This window comes from Thioclava sp., assembly GCF_048263065.1.
Taxonomy (GTDB): Bacteria; Pseudomonadota; Alphaproteobacteria; order Rhodobacterales; family Rhodobacteraceae; genus Thioclava.
On the sequence record NZ_JBLXEM010000002.1, the window covers coordinates 1 to 19,200 of the forward strand.

20 protein-coding genes are annotated in these 19,200 nt (G+C 60.8%); 11 read left to right on the forward strand and 9 right to left on the reverse strand.

The features are described 5' to 3' along the window. The 5 genes from ACN0SD_RS03125 to ACN0SD_RS03145 form a co-directional block, all read left to right on the forward strand. On the forward strand, positions 1 to 100 hold a 100-nt coding region (locus tag ACN0SD_RS03125; protein WP_417807183.1), incomplete at its 5' end, for an IS3 family transposase. 100 nt (positions 101 to 200) lie between these two features. Beyond that, positions 201 to 524: a hypothetical protein gene (locus ACN0SD_RS03130; RefSeq protein ID WP_417807196.1), complete on the forward strand. Its 324-nt coding sequence runs from the start codon at positions 201 to 203 to the stop codon at positions 522 to 524. A 94-nt stretch (positions 525 to 618) separates the two neighbouring features. Then, positions 619 to 753 (forward strand): hypothetical protein, encoded by a 135-nt coding sequence (locus ACN0SD_RS03135; protein ID WP_417806765.1) that lies wholly within the window; start codon positions 619 to 621, stop codon positions 751 to 753. A 46-nt stretch (positions 754 to 799) separates the two neighbouring features. Then, complete coding sequence (locus tag ACN0SD_RS03140) at positions 800 to 2,158, forward strand: efflux RND transporter periplasmic adaptor subunit (RefSeq protein ID WP_417806766.1); 1,359 nt, start codon at positions 800 to 802, stop codon at positions 2,156 to 2,158. Beyond that, entirely contained in the window at positions 2,155 to 5,298 is a 3,144-nt protein-coding gene (locus ACN0SD_RS03145; protein ID WP_417806767.1) for an efflux RND transporter permease subunit, read from the forward strand. Before ACN0SD_RS03140 ends, ACN0SD_RS03145 begins: the two co-directional genes overlap by 4 nt. Positions 5,299 to 5,385: 87 nt before the next feature. On the opposite strand, the gene ACN0SD_RS03150 is transcribed toward ACN0SD_RS03145, so the two are convergent. The 3 genes from ACN0SD_RS03150 to ACN0SD_RS03160 are packed head-to-tail and all read right to left on the reverse strand — an operon-like array spanning position 5,386 to position 7,624. Then, positions 5,386 to 5,583 carry a hypothetical protein gene (locus ACN0SD_RS03150; protein ID WP_417806768.1) on the reverse strand — a complete coding sequence of 66 codons (198 nt, stop codon included), beginning with the start codon at positions 5,581 to 5,583 and terminating at the stop codon, positions 5,386 to 5,388. Positions 5,584 to 5,627: 44 nt separating this feature from the next. Continuing rightward, entirely contained in the window at positions 5,628 to 6,968 is a 1,341-nt protein-coding gene (locus ACN0SD_RS03155; RefSeq protein WP_417806769.1) for an ATP-binding protein, read from the reverse strand. Next, on the reverse strand, positions 6,965 to 7,624 hold the full coding sequence (locus ACN0SD_RS03160; protein ID WP_417806770.1) for a response regulator transcription factor: 660 nt from the start codon (positions 7,622 to 7,624) through the stop codon (positions 6,965 to 6,967). Before ACN0SD_RS03160 ends, ACN0SD_RS03155 begins: the two co-directional genes overlap by 4 nt. Before the next feature lie 144 nt (positions 7,625 to 7,768). On the opposite strand from ACN0SD_RS03160, the gene ACN0SD_RS03165 reads away from it, so the two are divergent. From ACN0SD_RS03165 to ACN0SD_RS03190, 6 genes are all read left to right on the forward strand, one after another. Continuing rightward, positions 7,769 to 8,092: a PepSY domain-containing protein gene (locus ACN0SD_RS03165; RefSeq protein ID WP_417806771.1), complete on the forward strand. Its 324-nt coding sequence runs from the start codon at positions 7,769 to 7,771 to the stop codon at positions 8,090 to 8,092. Positions 8,093 to 8,245: 153 nt separating this feature from the next. Further along, entirely contained in the window at positions 8,246 to 8,614 is a 369-nt protein-coding gene (locus tag ACN0SD_RS03170; protein WP_417806772.1) for a hypothetical protein, read from the forward strand. 68 nt (positions 8,615 to 8,682) lie between these two features. Beyond that, complete coding sequence (locus ACN0SD_RS03175) at positions 8,683 to 9,153, forward strand: DUF2271 domain-containing protein (RefSeq protein ID WP_417806773.1); 471 nt, start codon at positions 8,683 to 8,685, stop codon at positions 9,151 to 9,153. Positions 9,154 to 9,168: 15 nt separating this feature from the next. Then, positions 9,169 to 11,376: a PepSY domain-containing protein gene (locus ACN0SD_RS03180; RefSeq protein ID WP_417806774.1), complete on the forward strand. Its 2,208-nt coding sequence runs from the start codon at positions 9,169 to 9,171 to the stop codon at positions 11,374 to 11,376. Further along, positions 11,357 to 12,340: an FAD:protein FMN transferase gene (locus ACN0SD_RS03185; protein WP_417806775.1), complete on the forward strand. Its 984-nt coding sequence runs from the start codon at positions 11,357 to 11,359 to the stop codon at positions 12,338 to 12,340. The genes ACN0SD_RS03180 and ACN0SD_RS03185 overlap by 20 nt, the downstream gene beginning before the upstream one ends. A gap of 8 nt (positions 12,341 to 12,348) precedes the next feature. Beyond that, on the forward strand, positions 12,349 to 14,238 hold the full coding sequence (locus ACN0SD_RS03190; protein WP_417806776.1) for a heavy metal translocating P-type ATPase: 1,890 nt from the start codon (positions 12,349 to 12,351) through the stop codon (positions 14,236 to 14,238). 150 nt (positions 14,239 to 14,388) lie between these two features. Here ACN0SD_RS03190 and speB read toward each other — a convergent pair whose 3' ends face one another. The 6 genes from speB to ACN0SD_RS03220 are packed head-to-tail and all read right to left on the reverse strand — an operon-like array spanning position 14,389 to position 19,191. After that, positions 14,389 to 15,348: an agmatinase gene (gene speB, locus ACN0SD_RS03195; protein WP_417806777.1), complete on the reverse strand. Its 960-nt coding sequence runs from the start codon at positions 15,346 to 15,348 to the stop codon at positions 14,389 to 14,391. A 4-nt stretch (positions 15,349 to 15,352) separates the two neighbouring features. Further along, entirely contained in the window at positions 15,353 to 16,123 is a 771-nt protein-coding gene (locus tag ACN0SD_RS03200) for a creatininase (protein ID WP_417806778.1), read from the reverse strand. Between the two features lie 11 nt (positions 16,124 to 16,134). Next, positions 16,135 to 16,842 (reverse strand): SDR family NAD(P)-dependent oxidoreductase, encoded by a 708-nt coding sequence (locus ACN0SD_RS03205; RefSeq protein ID WP_417806779.1) that lies wholly within the window; start codon positions 16,840 to 16,842, stop codon positions 16,135 to 16,137. Next, on the reverse strand, positions 16,836 to 17,591 hold the full coding sequence (locus ACN0SD_RS03210; protein WP_417806780.1) for an SDR family NAD(P)-dependent oxidoreductase: 756 nt from the start codon (positions 17,589 to 17,591) through the stop codon (positions 16,836 to 16,838). Before ACN0SD_RS03210 ends, ACN0SD_RS03205 begins: the two co-directional genes overlap by 7 nt. After that, on the reverse strand, positions 17,591 to 18,376 hold the full coding sequence (locus ACN0SD_RS03215) for an ABC transporter ATP-binding protein (RefSeq protein WP_417806781.1): 786 nt from the start codon (positions 18,374 to 18,376) through the stop codon (positions 17,591 to 17,593). Before ACN0SD_RS03215 ends, ACN0SD_RS03210 begins: the two co-directional genes overlap by 1 nt. Beyond that, a complete protein-coding gene (locus ACN0SD_RS03220) occupies positions 18,376 to 19,191 on the reverse strand; it encodes an ABC transporter permease (RefSeq protein ID WP_417806782.1) in 816 nt (271 codons plus the stop codon). The genes ACN0SD_RS03215 and ACN0SD_RS03220 overlap by 1 nt, the downstream gene beginning before the upstream one ends. Positions 19,192 to 19,200: the final 9 nt, after the last annotated feature.

A 19,200-nucleotide genomic window follows, 5' to 3' on the forward strand; every position in this document is an offset into this window, starting at 1 on the left:
TGACGCCTACATCCGCTGGTATAACGAAACACGCATCAAGATGTCCCTTGGTGGCAGAAGCCCAATCGAATACCGTAAAAGCCTCGGCCTTATGCCGTGAAAACAGTCCAAGTTTTTGTCCGCACCCCCACCCGTCCTGCCTTCATCGTGATCAAGGCTACCAGCGAGTTCAAAGTTAAAACAACAGAGATCAATCAGCTTTGGCAGAATGGGCTGTCATAGAATGCCGAGGGTTCAACAATACCCCTGTCGGTGAGGTGGTTGATAATCATGTCAATGAATTCTGTCTACTCGCCGTTCAAGCGCCGCATTGTCAAAAAGTCGTTGAAAGTAGCCTTGGCGGCTGCGCGGTCGAGGCCGACGAGGCGGCGCTTGCCGACCTTGGGGTCGCGGCTATCGCCAGCGGCATGCCCGGTTTCGCCAAAACCCTCGATGAAGGCGAGAACGTCGACATTCTCGCCTTCATCCGCTCGACTTGGCACGACCGAATGCAGGCCGTCCAAGAGGAACGCGATGCGCGTTGAGGTGGGCTTTCCTACAGCGCTGCCGCATTTGCGAGGACGGCGCAGCCGCGGTGGTGAAGATCATGTCAAAGGCGAACGCAGGGAGAGCCAAAGTTTGATCGACAATGCCAGCGGCTGGATGAAAGTTCAGTGGCAGATCACTGGCTATTTGGGAAACGGCTTTTTGCGCGCATTGCTGCTGCGCTCGACAGATCCGGTCCGGCCCCGAAAACGGGCTGGATTGGGATGATATGATCGCGCATAGTCACGCCAAAGCCACATCTAAGGGGGACAAGATGGCGATTTTCGGCACCGTGATTGGGCGGCTTGCGATGGTCGGAGTGCCAGCGGCGCTCGGGCTGGCGGCTGTGGTCTTTGCGGGCGATCTGCGCACCTTGCCCGAGCAGAGCGCGACGAACCGACCGGCGGCGCTGGTGCGGGTGATCACACTTGCGCCGCTTGATCTGGTGCCGCGGGTGACGGGCTATGGCACGGTGGCACCGGTGCGCGAATGGCGTGCAGTGGCGCGCGTTGAGGGCGAGATCACCCATATCGCAAGTCCGCTCGCCCCTGGCGATATCGTCGCGAAAGGAGTCGAGCTGTTTCGCATCGACGACAGTGATCTGAAGCTGCAACTGGCCAATATTGATGCCCAGCTTTCGGCCTCGAAAGTGAAGGACGAGACGGTTCAGGCCAGCCTCGCGTTGGCGCAATCTGATCTCGCACTCGCGCAGGCCGATCTGGCCCGGCAGGAGCAGCTCAATAAACAGGGGCGCGTGACACAGAGCCAGCTTGACGCCGCGCGCCGCCAAGAGCTGACCGCGCGCACCAAGGTCACCGATCTGCAAAGCGCGCTCAAGCTTAACGTGGCCGAGCGCGAGGTTCTGATGACCCAGCGCGCTATCAGCAATCGCGCGTTGGGCTTTGCGCAGATCACCGCGCCTTTTGATCTGCGGGTGAACACGCTTGACGCGGATGTCGGGCAATATGTCAATCGCGGGCAGGTTCTGCTGAGTGGCGAAGGCACCGACGCAGTCGATATCGCGGCGCAATTTCCGATCGGACGGATCGGTCCGATGCTGCGGCTCGTGGGCGATGGCATCAAGGTCACCGATCTAAAGGCGCGCGTCACGCTGCCCGCGCCCGAGCATCCCGTTGTGTGGACTGCCGAGGTCGTGCGGATGGGCGATGCGATCGACGAGACCACGCAAAGCGCCCCCGTCGTGGTGCGTGTCGATGACCCGCAGGGACAGGCCAGCGCAGGCGAGCGTCCGCCGCTGCGGCGTAACATGGTCGTTGCTGTCGAGCTTTCGGCGCCCAAGCAGCAAGCCCTCGTCGTTCCCGCCGACGCGGTGGCGGGCGGCACGGCGCTGGTGGTCTCAGACGCGGGCACACTTGAGAAACGTGCGGTGCAGACGCGCTTTGTCTCGGGCGATCTGGCCGTGATTTCAAAGGGGCTTGCGCCGGGGGATCAGTTGGTGATCACTGATCCCTCGATCGCTGTTCCCGGCATGGCGGTGAAGGCGGTCGAGGATGACGCGCGCCGCGCAGAGATCGCGGCCGAGGCGCTGGGTCAGCCGGTGCAAGCCGTCAAGCCCGACGGTGCTGGCAATGGCGGCAATGGTGCAAACAACCCGCAGGAGAGCGCGCAATGATCGCGCTATTTGCGGGGCACCGCACGGCTGCTAATATCCTGATGGTCGCGATTGCCGGGCTTGGGCTGATGGCCCTGCCCAGCCTGCAACGTGATACGTTTCCCGTCACGCCCCCTTCGGATGTCTCGGTGCGCATCACCTATCCGGGGGCCGCGCCCGCCGAAGTCGAGACCGGGATATGTACCGTTCTCGATCCCCTTCTGACGCGGGTCGAGAACCTGTCCAAGCTGACCTGCCTTGCACGCGAGAACGCCGCCCAGATCACCGCCGAGATGATCGAGGGTGCGGACATGACGCGGTTTTACAACGACATCAAGGATACGGTGGACGGCGTCACCGCACTTCCCGACAAGGCGGACGCGCCGGTGACGCAGATCGTCGAGCGCACCGCCTCGGTTTCCTCCGTCGCCGTGACGGGGCCCTCTGATCCGATGGTGCTGTATGCGTATGCCCAGCAGCTTGCAGATCGTTTGCGTGCCGATCCGCAGATTTCGTTGGTAGAGGTGAACGGGTTTTCCGACCGCGAGATCGCGGTTGAATTCGACCGCGCGGCGCTGGAACGCTACGGTCTGGACATGACTACGATCGGCGCGGCACTGGCACGCTACAGCCTCGATATGCCGGCGGGATCGCTTGAGGGGCGCGCAGGCGAGACCGCAATCCGTTTTCTGGGCGAGAAACGCACACCCGCCGAACTGGCGCAGATCCCGATTTCGGGGAGTGCCACGGGCGGGGAAGTGGTGCTGGGCGATGTTGCGACGATCCGCGCAGGCTTTGATGATCCCTCGCAGGCGACCTATTTCGACGGCCAGCGCGCAGCCATCGTCGCGGTGCAAAAGACCGCCTCGCAGGATGCCTTGCGGGTGCGCGCGGCGTTGGACCGCGACTTAGCCGAGGCCCAAGCCGAGGCACCGGGAAATATCAAGCTCGCGATCTCTTCCGACTCGACGCAAAATATCGTCGAGCGGCTGCGCATCATTGGTATCAACGGGTTGCAGGGGCTGATCCTCGTGCTGGTCGCGATGTGGCTGTTCTTCGGGCTGCGCATGTCCTTTTGGGTCGCGATGGGCCTGCCGATCAGCTTTCTCGGGGCGATCTTCGCGATGCAGCTTCTGGGTTACACGATCAACATGATGACGATGGTGGCGCTGTTGGTCGCGACTGGCTTGCTAATGGACGATGCCATCGTGATCTCGGAAAATATCGCGCGGCGCAGGCAGTCGGGAGAGCCCGCCCATGTCGCGGCGGTCAAGGGCACCCAACAGGTTTTTCCCGGCGTATTCGCCTCGTTCCTGACCACCGCGATGGTGATCGGGCCGCTGAGCTTTCTAAGCGGCAATATCGGGGCGCTGTTGAAATACATCCCGATCGTGCTGCTGATCACGCTGACGGTCAGCCTGATCGAGGCCTTCCTGATCTTGCCCGCCCATATGCGCCATGCGCTACACCACGAGATGCGCCCCGGGCGCGTAAGCCGCGCGGTGAACGGGGCGTTCGACCGGTTGCGCGATGGCGTGATCGTGCCGCTGGCAGGGTTGGCCTTGCGCTGGCGCTACCTGACGCTGGGGATCGCAATCTTCTTCGTAGCGCTTTCGATCGCGCCCTTCACTGGCGGTTTCATCAAGTATCAAAGCTTTCCCACGCTTGAAAGCGACACGATAGAAGCGCGGCTTCTGTTGCCTGCCGGATCGCCACTGTCGCTGACCGAGGCGCGGGTTGCCAAGGTGGTCAAGGCGCTGAAGTCCCTCGACGCCGAGCTCAGCCCCGATCAGCCTGACGCCCAGCCGCTGGTTCAAAGCTACACCGTCACTTATGGCGTCAATGCCGACAGCCCCACGACGGGGGCGAACATGGCCACCGTCAGCGCAGCGCTTCTACCCGCAGGTACCCGTACGAGCAAGGTAGGCGCAGTGCTTGACCGGTGGAAACAGTTGATTGGCAAGATGCCCGATATGGCGGCGTTCCGGATTACCGACAAAGAGCGCGGCGCGGGCGGCAAACCGATCGACCTGCTGGTGACGGGCGTCGATCTCGAACAGCTCGCCCTCACCGCGCGTGAGCTACGCCGGTTCTTTCTCGGCTTTGACGGGGTGCGCGACGTGACCTTCGATCTGCAACCGGGCAAGCCCGAACTGGTGGTGCGGATGAAACCGGTGGCCGCGAACCTGCTGGGCGTGACGCCGCAGGCGCTTGCCACAGAATTGCGCGCAGCGTTCCGGGGCGACAGTGCGGTCAGCTTTGCCGATGCGTATGGGCAGGTCGATGTGGTCGCCCGCCTTGCCCCGTCCGAGCGCCAGACTATCGGCGATGTGTTGGCGCTGCGGGTGCCGGGCAAGAACGGCGCGCTGGTGCCGCTGTCTGCGGTGGCCAGTGTGACCCAGACGCGCGGGTTTAACACGATCACCCATGTTGACGGGCAGCGCGCGGTCTCGGTGCAGGGCGCGACCAATCCCGCGATCGCCAATTCGCGCGAGTTGATGGCGGCGATGCGGGCCGATTATCTGCCCGAGCTGGCGCAAAAACGCCCCGGCGTGCATGTGAACGTACTGGGCGAAGAGGAAGACAGCGCGACCACCGGTGCCTCGCTTTTGCGCTACATAATTGCGGGGGCGATTGGCGTTTACCTGCTTCTGGCCTTTTATATGTCGAGCTTCATCCGCCCGCTTGCGGTAATCGCCGCCGTGCCGCTTGGTCTTATCGGCGTGATGTGGGGGCATATGGCGCTGGATCTACAGATATCGCTGCCCAGTCTGGTGGGGCTGGCGACGCTGGCGGGCGTGGTCGTCAACAACTCGATCCTGCTCGATGCTTTCATCGGTGAGCGCCGCGCGGCGGGTGCGTCGATGCTCGAGGCCGGGCGCGAGGCGGTGCGTGATCGGTTCCGCGCGATCTTCCTGACCTCGTTGACGACGGTGGTGGGGCTTGCCCCCTTGCTATTTGAGGCTTCGACACAGGCGCAATTCCTGCGCCCGATCGTCGCCAGCCTCGCCTTCGGTTTGACTTCTGCCACGCTGCTCTCGCTCTTCGTGACGCCCGCGATCCTCGCCATTTTCGAGGATTTCGGAGTGAAGATCGCGGATAAAAACGTCGAGGCTCGGGTTTCGGACGCCTCTGAGTCAGCCTCATTGCCCCGAGCCTGATCGACACGCCCTTTTCCGCTGCGCGCACACCGATCAGGGTCGCGCGGCGGGAAGTCGAAGGATCACGCGCCGACCTCGGGGTATGTTTTAGATCTTCAACACGCCACCGACCACCTGCGCAATCGCGGCACTGATCTCCAACACCCCATACCCGCTTTCATCGGTACGCATCCCACGCTGGCGCAGACGGTCGAAGCTGCCCTCCTTGATGGCGGGGCTGTCATTGCGTCGACCGCGTTGGCGAGCGGCAGGGCGTCCTGAGGGAAATCCGCGCCAAGCGACCATGTCCAAATCAGATGTCGCGTGAAAAACCGCGCCTAGCAGGCGGTCTAAGAAATCATACCCTTTGAAATAAGCCCAACGCATGCTTCGAAGCCAGTTGCCGATCCCGAGCGGGGCGAGGTCAAAACCAGTTGGCTGCCGATCCGCTCGGCGATGGCGGCGACAATGGCAAGGCCAAGCCCACTGCCATCCGTGCGCGTGCCAGCGCGTTCAAAGCGACCCGTCAGGCGCGCCAAAGTCTGGGGGGACAGAACGGGGCTTTCATTCGAGACGCTGAAGACGCCACTTTGCGTCAAGGTCACCTCTACCGGATCGGTTTTAGAGCCATGTCGCAGTGCATTTTCAACCAGATTCCGGCACAGGATTCCAAATGCGTCGGGGTCGAGGTCTGACATCACCGCCACATCTGGCAGCGTCAGAATGATGCGTTCTGGCGATGTCGTTCTGGCGATATCGTCGATGATGAGGCGCGCGACAGCCCGCAAATCTGACGGTTGATCTTTGCGCAGGCGCCCCCCTTCGGCGCGCGCAAGTTGCATCAGACGTTCAGACAGCCGGGTGAGCCGCTTTAGGGTGGCTTCTATCTCGGCTGCGCGCGCATTTGAGGCGGGGTTATCGGTCTCTGATTGCAGCCGTTGCGCTTGGGCAATCGCCCCTGCCAGCGGGGTGCGCAACTCATGCGCTGCATTGGCGGCAAAGCTACGTTCCGCATCAAACGCGCTTTTCAGGCGCACTAACAGGTCGTTTAATGTGGCCGCAATCGGCGCAAGTTCAGGGGGTATGCCCTCTGTCGGAACAGGAGACAGATCACGCGCGCTGCGCATCCCAAGTTTTTCTTGAAACCGGTGTAAAGACCCAAGCCCCGCACGCACGGCCAAAACGATAATCAACAACGCAAGCGGGATCACGATGAGAAGCGGCAATCCAAGTCCCATCTGGATTTCACGCGCCACGGTGGCCCGGTGTTTCAATGCCTCGGCAATGGTGATGCGAATGCTGCCTTGCATGACATCGTCGTTGTAAAGTCTGTGGGTCGCGGTTTGGCGGAAGCCCGGCCCGTCATAGGGCGGGAAATCCGCTGGGTTCGCAGAGTGAGATTGCATGAGAATGCGCCCATTTGCGTCGCGGACAACATAGGTGAAATACTCGTTATGGGTATGGACGTCCCCGATCCGCTGGGTCGCTCCGTTCGTGTCACGATCAATGATATCAGCTGCGGCAAGCGGTAAAATGCGCTGCGCGGTTTCCTGAAGAGCGCTGTCGAACACGACGTCCATTTCACGCCGCAAAATCACGGCTGTCACAGACGCTGCCGCAATCCACAATAGTGTCAACAGCACACCCAGCGAGAGGGCAAGCCGGGCCTGCAAGCTGCGCGGCTGTTTCATGGTGCGCCCAATCGGTAGCCCATGCCGCGTTCTGTCTCGATGACATGAGCGCCAAGTTTCTTGCGCAGGCGGCTGACATGAACCTCGATGGTGTTGCTCTCGACTTCCGTATCAAAGGCGTAGAGTTTTTCTTCGAGTTGGGGCTTGGATAAAAGCTGTCCGGGGCGCGCGAGGAATGCCTCAAAAAGCGCCCATTCGCGCGCCGTCAGCGCAACGGTTTTCCCATCCCGACGCACGCTGTGCGCAGCGAGATCAATATCAAGCGCGCCATGGCTGATGATGGGGTTGGGATTGCCCGTGTAGCGGCGCGCCACGGATCCGATCCGCGCCGAAAGTTCCGCAAGATCGAACGGTTTGACAAGATAATCATCAGCCCCAGCGTTGAGCCCGTCGATCCGATCCGAGACTTGATCCAGTGCCGTCAAGATAATCGCCGGTGTCACGTCACCCCGCGCGCGCAAGCCCTTCAGGAATTCGATCCCTCTTCCGTCGGGCAGCATAAGATCCAGCAAGATCAGATCAAATGCCGCACCGTGTAGGGCATCTTGGGCGACATCAAGTCGGGTTGCCCAATCCACAGAGTGGCCATCTGCCGCGATCTGGTCCCGGACGGCGGCTCCCAAAACCGTGTCATCCTCGATCAGCAAAATACGCATACTTGGTCCCGTTCGTCTAAGAATAAGCCTGTGTGACCGAGCACACTGACGCGAAACTGACATGAAGACATCGCGTGCTTCAGGCTCCCGTCAGGTTGGCTGTGCAATGTTTGCGAAAGACGGCCTCAATACGGAGTTTGGCCCATGAAGAAGACATTGACAATTCTTAGCTTTCTCGCGGTTCTGCCGGCAGGGATGGCGATAGCCGAGGACGATTGTTTTGTGCCTATGGCCAATTGGCAGCCGCGCGAAGCCGTGGCTCGGCTGGCGCAGGAAAACAACTGGACCGTGCGGCGCATCAAGATTGACGACGGGTGTTACGAGATTGACGGCACCGATGCGGAAGGTCGCAGCATTGAAGCGACGGTTCATCCCGAGACGCTTCAAGTGATCGAAATCGAATACAAAGACAAAGATTCTGGCGATCATCGAGCGCGTGAAGGCCAAGACAAGCAACACGACAATTGAGTGGAAGTAGCCATGCGGTATGCCCTTAGCGCAGCATGTTTCGGTAAGGTTTGGCAATGCTGACACCAAGCTGAAGCAGAAAATTCCAAGCCGTCAGGATGTGCTCAGCTACGCCCCCCACATAGACCGGATCGCAACAACGGAGATCTCGATATGAAAAAGACCCTCGCTCTTCTTGCCGCTTCAACTGCGTTCAGCGCGCCCTTTGTGGTGCCCGCGTGGAGCGCCACGCCGACCCCGGTTGGCAACGTCACGTCAGCGGTATTTTCTCGCACGACCAACGCGGACCGGAATGAACTGCCGCTCGTATTCGTCAGCGATGATGATGAACGCGGCTGGTCGCGTCTTTTTGGTCGGGACGATGACGAAGATGACGACGACGATGACGAAGATGACGACGACGAAGACGATGATGACGATTACAAAGGTGGCGCGCGCAATCCGGCCCCTGCGGGCAGCGTTGCTCCGCCGAAAAACGGGCTTTTTGGCACCGGCGCGCCGCCACAAGTTCAGGTGAAATGAACATGGCGGCATGGCGACAGAAACGTGCGCGCCAACCGTTTGGAACTTGATAACAAGAGGATAGCAGGATGAAATCCGTTCTCACAACTTTGGCGCTTACCACGGCGCTGACACTTCCCGGTCTTGCGATGGCGCGCCCGGTCACGCTCACCGCAAACCTTAACAATTACGGCGGCGATGGAGCCTATCTCGCGCTGTATGTGACCGATGCGCAGGGGGCTTATGCTGGCAGTCTCTGGATGGCGGGCGGCAAGTCGAAATATTACAAGCACCTGACCGACTGGTATCGTTTCACAAATGGCGATACGGCGCAGGTCAACGGGATCACCGGTGCAAGCGTGGGCGCGGGTCGCTCGCTTGAGATTTCTCTGGATCTTGCGGATGCGCTGTTTGATGCGGGTTATACGCTTCATATCGATGCCGCCGTCGAAGACATGCGCGAAAGCCCGAACGAGATCGCCGTGCCCCTGACGACGCAGGGCGCAGGAACCCCCGTCAAAGGGCGGCGGTATATCGCGGATTTCACCTACGACATGTAAGACGGAGGCAAAGCCGTGATCCGTAAGCTTCATCGTTGGCCGGGCCTGTTGGCTCTGGCTCTCCTCACCCTTTTGGCGCTCAGCGGGGCGGCACTGTCGGTTTTTCCGGCCATCGAACACGTCGCAGCACCTCAGGCCGATACCGGGCAAAACGTGGCGCAACTCGCCACGCGCATCCAAGATGTTTTCCCCGGTGTCGAGCAGATCAAACGCGCTCCATCGGGTCAGATCACGGCCTACTGGTTCGAAAATGGCACGCCGGGTGCGGCAATCATTGATCCCGCGACCGGCCAAAGTGCTGCCTCGGCGGATCCCAATCAACTGCTGCGCTGGCTGACCAATCTGCACCGCTCGCTCTTCTTGGGCGATGGTGGGCGGATTGTGATGGCTGTCGCAGCGGCGGCGATGCTTATGCTTGTGATCTCGGGCGCGTTTCTGGTGGTGCGGCGCACGGGCGGGTGGCGGCGCTGGTTTGCACCGTTGCGCGGCCCTCTCGCAGGGCGCATTCACGTTGAAATCGCGCGCGTCGCGGTGCTGGGTCTTGCGCTTTCATCCGTTACGGCGTTGTGGATGACAGCCTCCACCTTTGATCTTTTGCCCGATGGCGAGGCGAGTGCGGCTTTCCCGGCCTCGACAAGTGGCCAGACCGGAGTGGCGTTCGCACAAAGTGATACACTTGCTCAGACTCCGGTCGCTGATCTGCGCAAATTGAGCTTTCCCGACCCCAGGGACGCGACCGATGTTTTCACTCTGACGACGGATCAAGGCACCGGCTATATCGACCAAGGCACGGGCGAGTTGCTAAGCTGGGCAGATCAGACGGGGTGGGCGCGCCTGTCCGAAACCATCTACATGCTGCACACGGGGCAGGGTGCTGCCGTTCTGGGGTTGGTGCTTGGCCTGATGGCCTTGGGCGTGCCGGCCTTGGGGGTGACGGGTGTTATCGTGTGGCTTGCAGGACGTCGTGGCAGACCGCGCATCCGCGCCAATGCCCCTGCCAGTCGGGCGGAGACGATCCTTCTCGTCGGGAGCGAAGGCGGCAGCACTTGGGGCTTTGCCGCTACCCTGCACAAGGCACTGACGCAAGCGGGGCAAAACGTTCATACGACGGCGATGTCTGCCTTTGATCCGACCCGCTATGGCGGTGCCAAACGCATCATCATCCTCGCCGCGACCTATGGCGATGGCGATGCGCCCAGCTCTGCCAAGGGGTTTCTGGGTCGGCTCGAGACGCTTGAGGCTCTGCCCGATGTCCCGCTTGCGGTTCTGGGGTTTGGCGATCGCAGCTTTTCCAATTATTGCGGCTACGCAAAAGCTGTGGCGAGCACCGCTGCATCAAAAGGATGGCAAGAGCTTCTGCCATTTCACGCCTTGGACCGCCAATCACCGCAAGACTTTGCACGCTGGGGGCGCGCGCTTGGCACAGCGATGGGGCTTGATCTTGATCTAATCCATCATCCGGTGCTGCCCACATCACATAGTTTGACGTTGATATCACGTCGCGATTACGGTGCCGAAGTGCAGGCCCCGACAGCAATTCTGCGTTTTGCCTTGCCCAAAACCTCGTTCTGGCATCGCTTGACAGCGCGCGGATTTGGCCGCTTTCAAGCGGGCGATCTTGTTGGCATTGTGCCCGATGGTTCGGCCATCCCGCGGCTCTATTCGCTGGCCTCTGGCACGCGCGACGGCTTCCTCGAGATTGTGGTCAGGAAACAGCTAGGCGGGCTTTGTTCCGCTCAGTTGATGGAGCTTGCGCCGGGCGACACAGTAACAGGGTTTATCCGCCGCAATAGCGTATTTCACCCCGATAAAAGCAATGCACCGTTGATCCTGATCGGCGCAGGCACCGGGGTCGGCCCGCTTGCGGGGTTCATTCGCAACAACACACGACAGCGTCCGATCCATCTGTTTTTCGGAATGCGCGATCCCGAGAGTGATTTTCTCTACGGTGCAGAAATGCGCGATTGGCAGAGCGTAGGCCGCCTTTCACAGCTTGTTAAAGCGGTTTCGCGCAGCGAGCGTCCGCGCTACGTTCAGGATGCCTTGCGCGCAGAGCGGGCCGAGGTCGCCCGACTGATCCGCGATGGCGCGCGTGTTATGGTCTGCGGTGGGCGCGATATGGCCAATGGCGTCGCTGATGCGCTGGCTGACATTTTGGCACCCACTGGCCTGACCCCGATCGCCTTGAAGGCAGAGGGGCGCTATGTCGAAGATGTCTACTGATCTAACCCGCCATGCGCTAAACGGCCCCACCATGGGCACGCGCTGGTCGGCGCAGTTTTACACTGCCCCAGACGTTGACCCAGCCCCTATTCGCGCCGCCCTTCAGGCTGCCGTGGCCGAGGTCGACGCGCAAATGTCGACTTGGAACCCGGAGAGCGATCTGATGCGCCTGAACGTCGCGCCGGTTGCGCACTGGCAGGTGGTTCCCGCGCATTTGTTCAAGGTGCTGCGTCTTGGGCTTGAGATTGGGCAAACCTCGAACGGGGCCTTTGATATTGGCATGGGGGATGCGGTGACGGCGTGGGGCTTTGGGCCTGAGGCGGCGTCACCCGAGCGCATTCAAAGCGCGATGACAGCGGCGCGCGATGGCGTCGAAACGAGGCTCGAGTTTGACGTCGAAGGGAGCCGTGTTCGAAAAACCGCGCCCATCGCATTGGACCTGAACGGGATCGCGAAGGGCTACGGCGTTGATCGGCTGGCCGAGACGCTGCGCGATTTTGGTATCACCTCAGGACTTGTCGGCATCGACGGCGAAATGCGCGCGCTTGGTTTAAGGCCAGATGACTCTCCCTGGACCATCGCCGTCGAGGCCCCAGACCCGACGCGCCGCACCCCCCATTCCATTCTGGCCCTTGAAAATGCCGCCGTTGCCACATCGGGCGACTACCGCCACTGGGTCGAGGTGCAAGGTCGCCGTTTGTCCCACACGATGGACCCGCGTCGGGGTGCCCCGCTTGTGGCACCGCCCGCCTCTGTCACCATAGTTGCGCCGACATGTGCGCAGGCCGATGCTTGGGCGAGTGCGCTTATGGTGCTTGGCGCAGACCATGGCGCGAGGCTCGCACGAGAGCGCGGACTCGACGCCCTCTTTCTGTTGCGCGATGATGGGGATAGTATTCGTAGCGTGGAAGTTGGACGCTTGTTTTCCGACACGCCGAAACCGAATCTCCCATTGGGAAGGTAATAGACTTCATGGTGTTTGCGCGCGCTAACCGGCTGGAGACGGGTCTTTTGTTGGTGGCGTTGTTCAGCCTTTTGACGGGACTCGCGTTTTATGTTGCCGGACAAGCCCGCATTGCCAGTATCGTTTGGTTTGCCGGTGTTATCCCTGTTCTCGCGGCTCTTCTGGTTGAGATCTTGCGCAGCCTGAGAAAGGGCGATGTCGGGCTCGACATCGTTGCCGCCCTGTCGATGACCGCGGCACTCGTATTCGGCGAAACGATGGCGGCGGCGGTCGTGGCCGTGATGTATTCCGGCGGAACTTTTCTCGAAAGCATGGCCGATGGCCGCGCCCGGCGTGAAATGCTTGACCTGCTGTCACGCGTTCCGCGCACGGCCACACGCTACAGCAATGGCGGTCTTGAAGACGCGTCGCTTGATGACATTGCTCCGGGGGATCTGCTTTTGATCCGGCAAGGTGATGTGGTGCCCGTCGATGGCACGGTCGCCTCTGATGTAGCCTTTGTCGATACGTCCGCACTGACCGGTGAATCGCTTCCTGCGCGCCTGTCGCATGATAGCGAGGCTCTGAGTGGATCGACCAACGCGGGCGCGCCGTTCGATCTGATGGCAAAGCGCCCGGCCAAGGACAGCACCTATGCCGGGATCGTCCGGCTGGTCGAAGAAGCGCAACGTTCCAAGGCGCCGATGGCGCGATTGGCAGATCGCTGGTCGCTGGGTTTCTTGGTCGTGACGGTGGTGATTGCCCTTGCCGCGTGGTGGTTCACGCAAGACCCAATCCGCGCGGTTGCTGTGCTGGTTGTGGCGACGCCTTGTCCGTTGATCCTTGCGGTGCCCGTCGCGCTAACCGCTGGCCTGTCGCGGGCTGCGCATTTCGGGGTTTTGATCAAGGGTGCAGGCCCGCTTGAGGCCATGGCGCGCATCCGAACGCTGATCCTCGACAAGACCGGAACTCTGACTGACGGACGTCCAACGATTGTTACCATCAATAGTTACAATAGCAGTAGCGAAGATGAAGTTTTGCGCCTCGCTGCTGCACTGGATCAAGCTTCAAAACACCCTGTCGCACAGGCCATTGTCTTGGCGGCGAAACAAAAGGGCGTGCTGTTGCCCTTGCCTTCAGAGGTGTCCGAAATACCCGGTGAGGGCGTGATCGGAACCGTCGCGGGACGCAAGGTGGTCGTGGGCGGAAATGACTTTGTCGCCCAACACGTCACCGCTTCGCGTGATCATCCCGATCTTACGGCGGGGGCATTATTGGTTGCGGTGGCGGTGGATGGCCAGCTGGCCGGGCACATTGTGATGGCTGATGCTTTGCGCGATGGAACGCGCGAAATGTTTGTCGGACTGCGCCGACAAGGGGTCGAACGCATTGTACTGGCTACCGGAGATCGGGCCGAAGTGGCTGAACAGGTGACGCAGGGGCTTGGCCTTGATGCGACGAGGGCCGGGCTGACGCCCGATCAAAAGGTTCTCTTGGTGCTGACAGAGCGCAAGAATGGTCCGGTGATGATGGTTGGCGATGGCGTGAATGATGCGCCCGCCCTTGCCGCCGCGGATGTCGGGGTGGCTATGGGTGCGCGCGGGGCGGCCGCCTCTGCCGAAGCAGCGGATGTTGTGTTGCTCGTGGATCGCATAGATCGGCTTGGCCCGGGGATCGAGATCGCGCGCGCCGCGCGCCAGATCGCCGTGCAAAGCGTCGTAGTCGGAATCGGCTTGTCGGTGTTGGGGATGATCGCTGCGGCATTCGGGTATCTAACGCCCGTTCAGGGCGCACTATTGCAGGAAGTGATCGACGTCGCCGTGATCTTAAACGCCTTGCGGGCTTTGCGGATTGCGCCGCAGGTTTCTAGTGCTGCCAGCTCTGCAGCGGATGCAAACTCGTTAAGACCCAATTTGTAGCGGTCTGCGTCGTTGATGCTCAGCCTCAGGGACGCTAGGACAAGCTGCGCAGGCTCAGTTGATGGCGATAGATTTGGATTATCTACTCCATCAACTGAACAGCACGAGCGAGAGCAAAATTCAATCACTGTACCTAGCCAATGGCCTCAATTAGCGGCGACGATCCACCATTTCCGCCATCACGCACAGCAATTCAAACATCATGGTCGCGCCGACCAGCGCCGTCATGCCCGCCAGATCAAACGGCGGCGCGACCTCGACCACATCCGCGCCGATAATGTTCACCCCGGCCAAAAGGCGAACCATCTCTTGCGCCTCGCGCGTGGTGAACCCACCGATTTCTGGGGTGCCGGTGCCCGGTGCCATTGAGGGATCAATCGAATCCACATCGAAGGTGACATAGGTCGGGGCGTCACCTACAATGTTGCGCGCCTCAGCCATCACCTCGCCAACACCGCGACGCACGAACTCTTCCATATAAATGATACGGATACCTTGGGCTTTGGCCCAATCATGCTCGCCCGGATCATAAACCGATCCCCGGATGCCGATCTGCACAATGCGGTGCGGGTCTAGCAACCCTTCCTCAATGGCGCGCCGGAAGGGCGTGCCGTGGGTAAAGGGGTTGTCGCCGAAATAGCTATCGTTTGTGTCAGAATGCGCGTCGAAATGGATCAGCCCGACAGGTCCCGATTTGGCCAGTGCGCGCAACACGGGAAGGGTCGTCAAATGGTCGCCACCACAAGAGAGCGGCAGCGCTCCGCTGGCCACGATCTGCGCCATCCCCGTCTCGATTAGTTTCAACCCGTCAAGCAGGTTAATCGGGTTCACCGACAGATCCCCGACATCGGCAACATTGGCAATGCTGAACGGCGCTATCCCGGACGCATGATGGGCCGCGCGCATTAGGCTTGATTGATTGCGAACCTCGCGCGGGCCGTGACGCGCGCCCGCGCGATTGGTGGTGCCACCATCCCACGGAATACCGATTAGCGCGATATCAAGCCCCTCGGCCGTCGGCACGGTGGGCAGACGCATGAAGGTCGAATGACCCGCGAAACGTGGAACTTTTGCGGCGTCAATGGGCTGGTGAAACGTCGTCATGGGCATATCCTCAGTTGAATTCTCGCGCAGCAGCGGCTGTGATGCCCGCCACGCAATCGGCGAGCAACAGTTCGCCATTCTCGGCCGATGACCCTTCGGTCAGCGACAACACGCCAGAGGGCGGGACCTCGGCGCAAGGCTTGGGGAAGCGGTCATAGGGCAAAAAGGCGGCGGGGCCGTCATGGCGCGCCTTGGACAGGTCCACCAATTCGGGACGCAGCGCCATCATCATCGACGTTTCCAGAACCGAAGCATGTTCCAGCTCAATCCCCGGATAGCCATTGGGGAAGATGCGGTCCAGCGTTTCGGGGCGCACCATTTCCCAATGATCGACGCGCAAGATAACAAGGTCTGCGGCGCGGTCCCGACCGATTGCATCCAGCGCCAGTTCGATCCCCTCAATCGCTGGGCCGATGTTTTCGTAATGCCCATTCACTGTGATAATCTTGCGCACATTCTGGCGAAACAGCTCGCAGATCACATCGCGCACGATCAGCGAGAACGTATGCGCGCTCAGATTGAGCGTGCCGGGGAAGCCCGGCCCCCCGCCCGTCTTGGGTTGCGAGCGATTGCCATAAGCAACGGTGGGCAAGACCAGCCCGCCCAGTTCAGCCGCCGCGCGCGCCGCAATTGCGGTGGGGATCACCACGTCGACATTCAGCGCCATGTGACGGCCATGCTGCTCGGTTGCGCCGAGAGGCAGAAAAACGGGTGCGCCGGCGGTGATGCGCGCCTCGACATCGGGCCAAGGAAGCTCTGCGTAAAATACACTATCTGTCATGTTTTGATCCATTATGTCATCGCCGCGCCGCCATTGGCGCCAAGGCATTGCCCGGTGAATAGGGTGGCTCCCGGTCCCGCCAGAAAGACCACCGCCGCGGCGACTTCTTCGGGGCGGCCAATGCGGCCAAGGGGGTTGTTGGTTTCCAAGGCCTTGCCCTCGGGGCTGAGGTTTTCGAAATCCAGCAGCGGTGTATCGGTCGGACCCGGCGCGACCGCATTTACCAGAATGCGCGGTGCCAATTCGCGCGCCCACGAGCGGGTGACGCCCAGCATCGCCGCCTTGGTGCCGGCATAAACCGAGCCACCCGCGCGCCCCAGATAGGCCAGTTCCGAAACGATATTGATGATCCGCCCACCCTCGGGCAGATGCGCCAACACCTCGCGCGCGACCAGCATTGGCGCGCGCAGATTGATGGCGGTCATCCGGTCGATGTGATCGGCACTAAGATCGGCCAAGGACCGCTCTTCGAAAATGCCCGCGTTATTGATCAGAATGTCGATGCCGCCCAAGCGCTGCGCGGCCTCATCCACCGCGGTTTTGATCTGCGCTTCGTCGGCAAGATCACAGGGTAGGATCGCGATGTCGCCCTCGAACGCAGCTAGATCAAGCCCGATCACGCGGGCACCGGCATCGTGGAGCGCCAAGGCGATAGCCCGCCCGATCCCGCTGGCGGCCCCCGTAACCAACGCGTGTTTACCTTGCAACGGTTTCACCACGGCACTTCTCCTCGATCCACGCCCAGCGACTGGCCAGTGATATTGCTGGCCATATCCGAGGCCAGAAACAGATAGGTCTGGGCCATGTCAGGTGGCTCCATCAGCCCCGGCAGGGCCTGCCCGGCAACGATGCTGTCCAACAGCGCGGCCTCGTCCTCACCTGACTCCGCCGCGATCCGGCCCAGTGAACGCATCGAGGCCTCGGTGCGCACCCAACCGGGGCAGACCGCGTTGACGCGGATGCCACGCGGGCCCAATTCGCGCGCCCAGGTCTTGGTTAGACCGATGATCGCGTGTTTCGAGGCGACATAGGCGCCGAAACCCGGCTCAGCGACCCGGCCCCAGATTGAAGCCGTGTTCACGATTGCCCCCCCTGCGCCCATGCGTGGCAAGGCTGCGGCGGTCACCATGGCCGTTCCCGTGACGTTGATGTCGATCACTCGGCGAAACGCATCGGTGACCGCATCAGAACCGTCGCTGATGGGCGTCATCAGTTCCAATCCCGCATTGTTGATCAGCACGTCGATCCGACCAAGCGGAGCCAGCGCTTCGGCAACCTGTTCCTTGTCAGAGATATCTGCTTGCACCGATGTCGCGCCCAGTTCTGCAGCGCGCTCATGGACGGCGGGATCATCGGCAATTAGGTGCAACCACGCGCCCGCCTGCGCAAAGCCCTGTGCGATGCCAAACCCGATCCCGCGGCTTGAGCCGGTGATGACGACGCTGCGGCCAGAGAATGAGAGTGTCATCAGTGCTGGCCCTCTTCACGCATCATCCGCATGATCTTGCGTTCAATGTCGATATAGCCCGGACATTCCAGCAGCTCTTCCTTGCTGCGCAGTCGTTTCACCGGTTTGAAATCGGGAATGATCTCTTCTTTGATCCGCCCCGGATGGCTGGAGAGGAAGACGATCTTATCGGCCAGAAAAATCGCCTCTTCGATGTCATGGGTCACGATGATCATTGTCGTTCCCGAGACTTCGGCCACCTCGATCATCAATTCCTGCATCTGCCAGCGCGTTTCAGCATCAAGCGCGCCGAACGGCTCGTCCATCAGCAACACCTCGGGCGCATTCGCCAAGGTCCGCGCAATCGCCACGCGCTGACGCATCCCTCCCGAAAGTTGGGACGGATAGGTGTCGATGAACTTTGAGAGCCCGACGAGACCGATGAAATGGGCTGCACGCTCTCGCCGTTCCTTGGCCGGGACACCGTTGATTTTCATCCCGAACTCGACATTTTTGCCAACCGACATCCAGTCAAACGAGGTGTAGGCCTGAAAAACCATCCCGCGCTCGCGCGCCGGTCCGTCAATCGGTGCCTCCTTCAGCGTAATCGTCCCGCTGCTTTGCGTCTCAAGCCCCGCGATCATCCGCAAAATCGTTGATTTGCCGCTGCCTGACGGGCCCAGAAGGACACAGATTGAGCCTTTCTCAACCGCAAACGAGACATCATCGACCGCTGTTAGCGACTGACCCTTGGACAAGGAGAAGGTTTTCGAGACGTTGTTAATTTGAAGCAAAGGTTGAGACATCAGCGCACCTCTTTCAGATAGGGAAAGAGGCGGCGGTGCAGGATCGCGAAGACCTTGTCGAAAATAAGCCCCAAAACGCCGATGACGATGATGCCAGACAAGATCTCGTCGGTATGCAGAAAGCGACGTGCGCGCATCATCATCGCGCCGATACCCGTGGTCGACGCGACGATTTCCGCAATCACCAGATAGGTCCAGACCACTGCCAACATCTGGCGCATCGCTGTCAGGATATTGGGGGCAACGGCGGGCAGCATCACGCCAAAGACGGTGGCCCACCGCCCTGCGCCCAGCGTGAGAGCCGTTTCAATCAGCTCTTTACGGATTTCTTTCGTGTGATCTGCGATCAAGGTGATGAGAAAGAAGATCACCCCTAGAAACAGCAACGCCAGTTTTGGGGCCTCGCCCGTGCCAAACCACATTAGCAGGATCGGGATGAACGAGGGTGCGGGCAGATAGCGCCATGCCGAGACGAACGGAGCAAAGATCGCATCCACTGCCGGAAAGGCCCCCATCGCCACCCCAAGCGGGATGGCCACGAGGCAGGCCAGCGTAAACGAGACAAGCACGCGCATCATCGAGATCAGCACATCGCTACCAAACCCGTTTGCGAACAGACGAACAGTCGCACTCAGGACATCACCGGGCGCCGGAACCAGAAGCGGGTTCACCCAATGCAAACTGGTGGCGAGGATCCAGATGCCGAAAAACACGACCCAAATCCCGATCGCCGAGATCAGCATTTGACGCGACGACACCGGCACGCGCACTTGTAAGAATTTGGGCTTACGCCCGGTTGGAAACTTTTGCCGCATGAAGGGCTC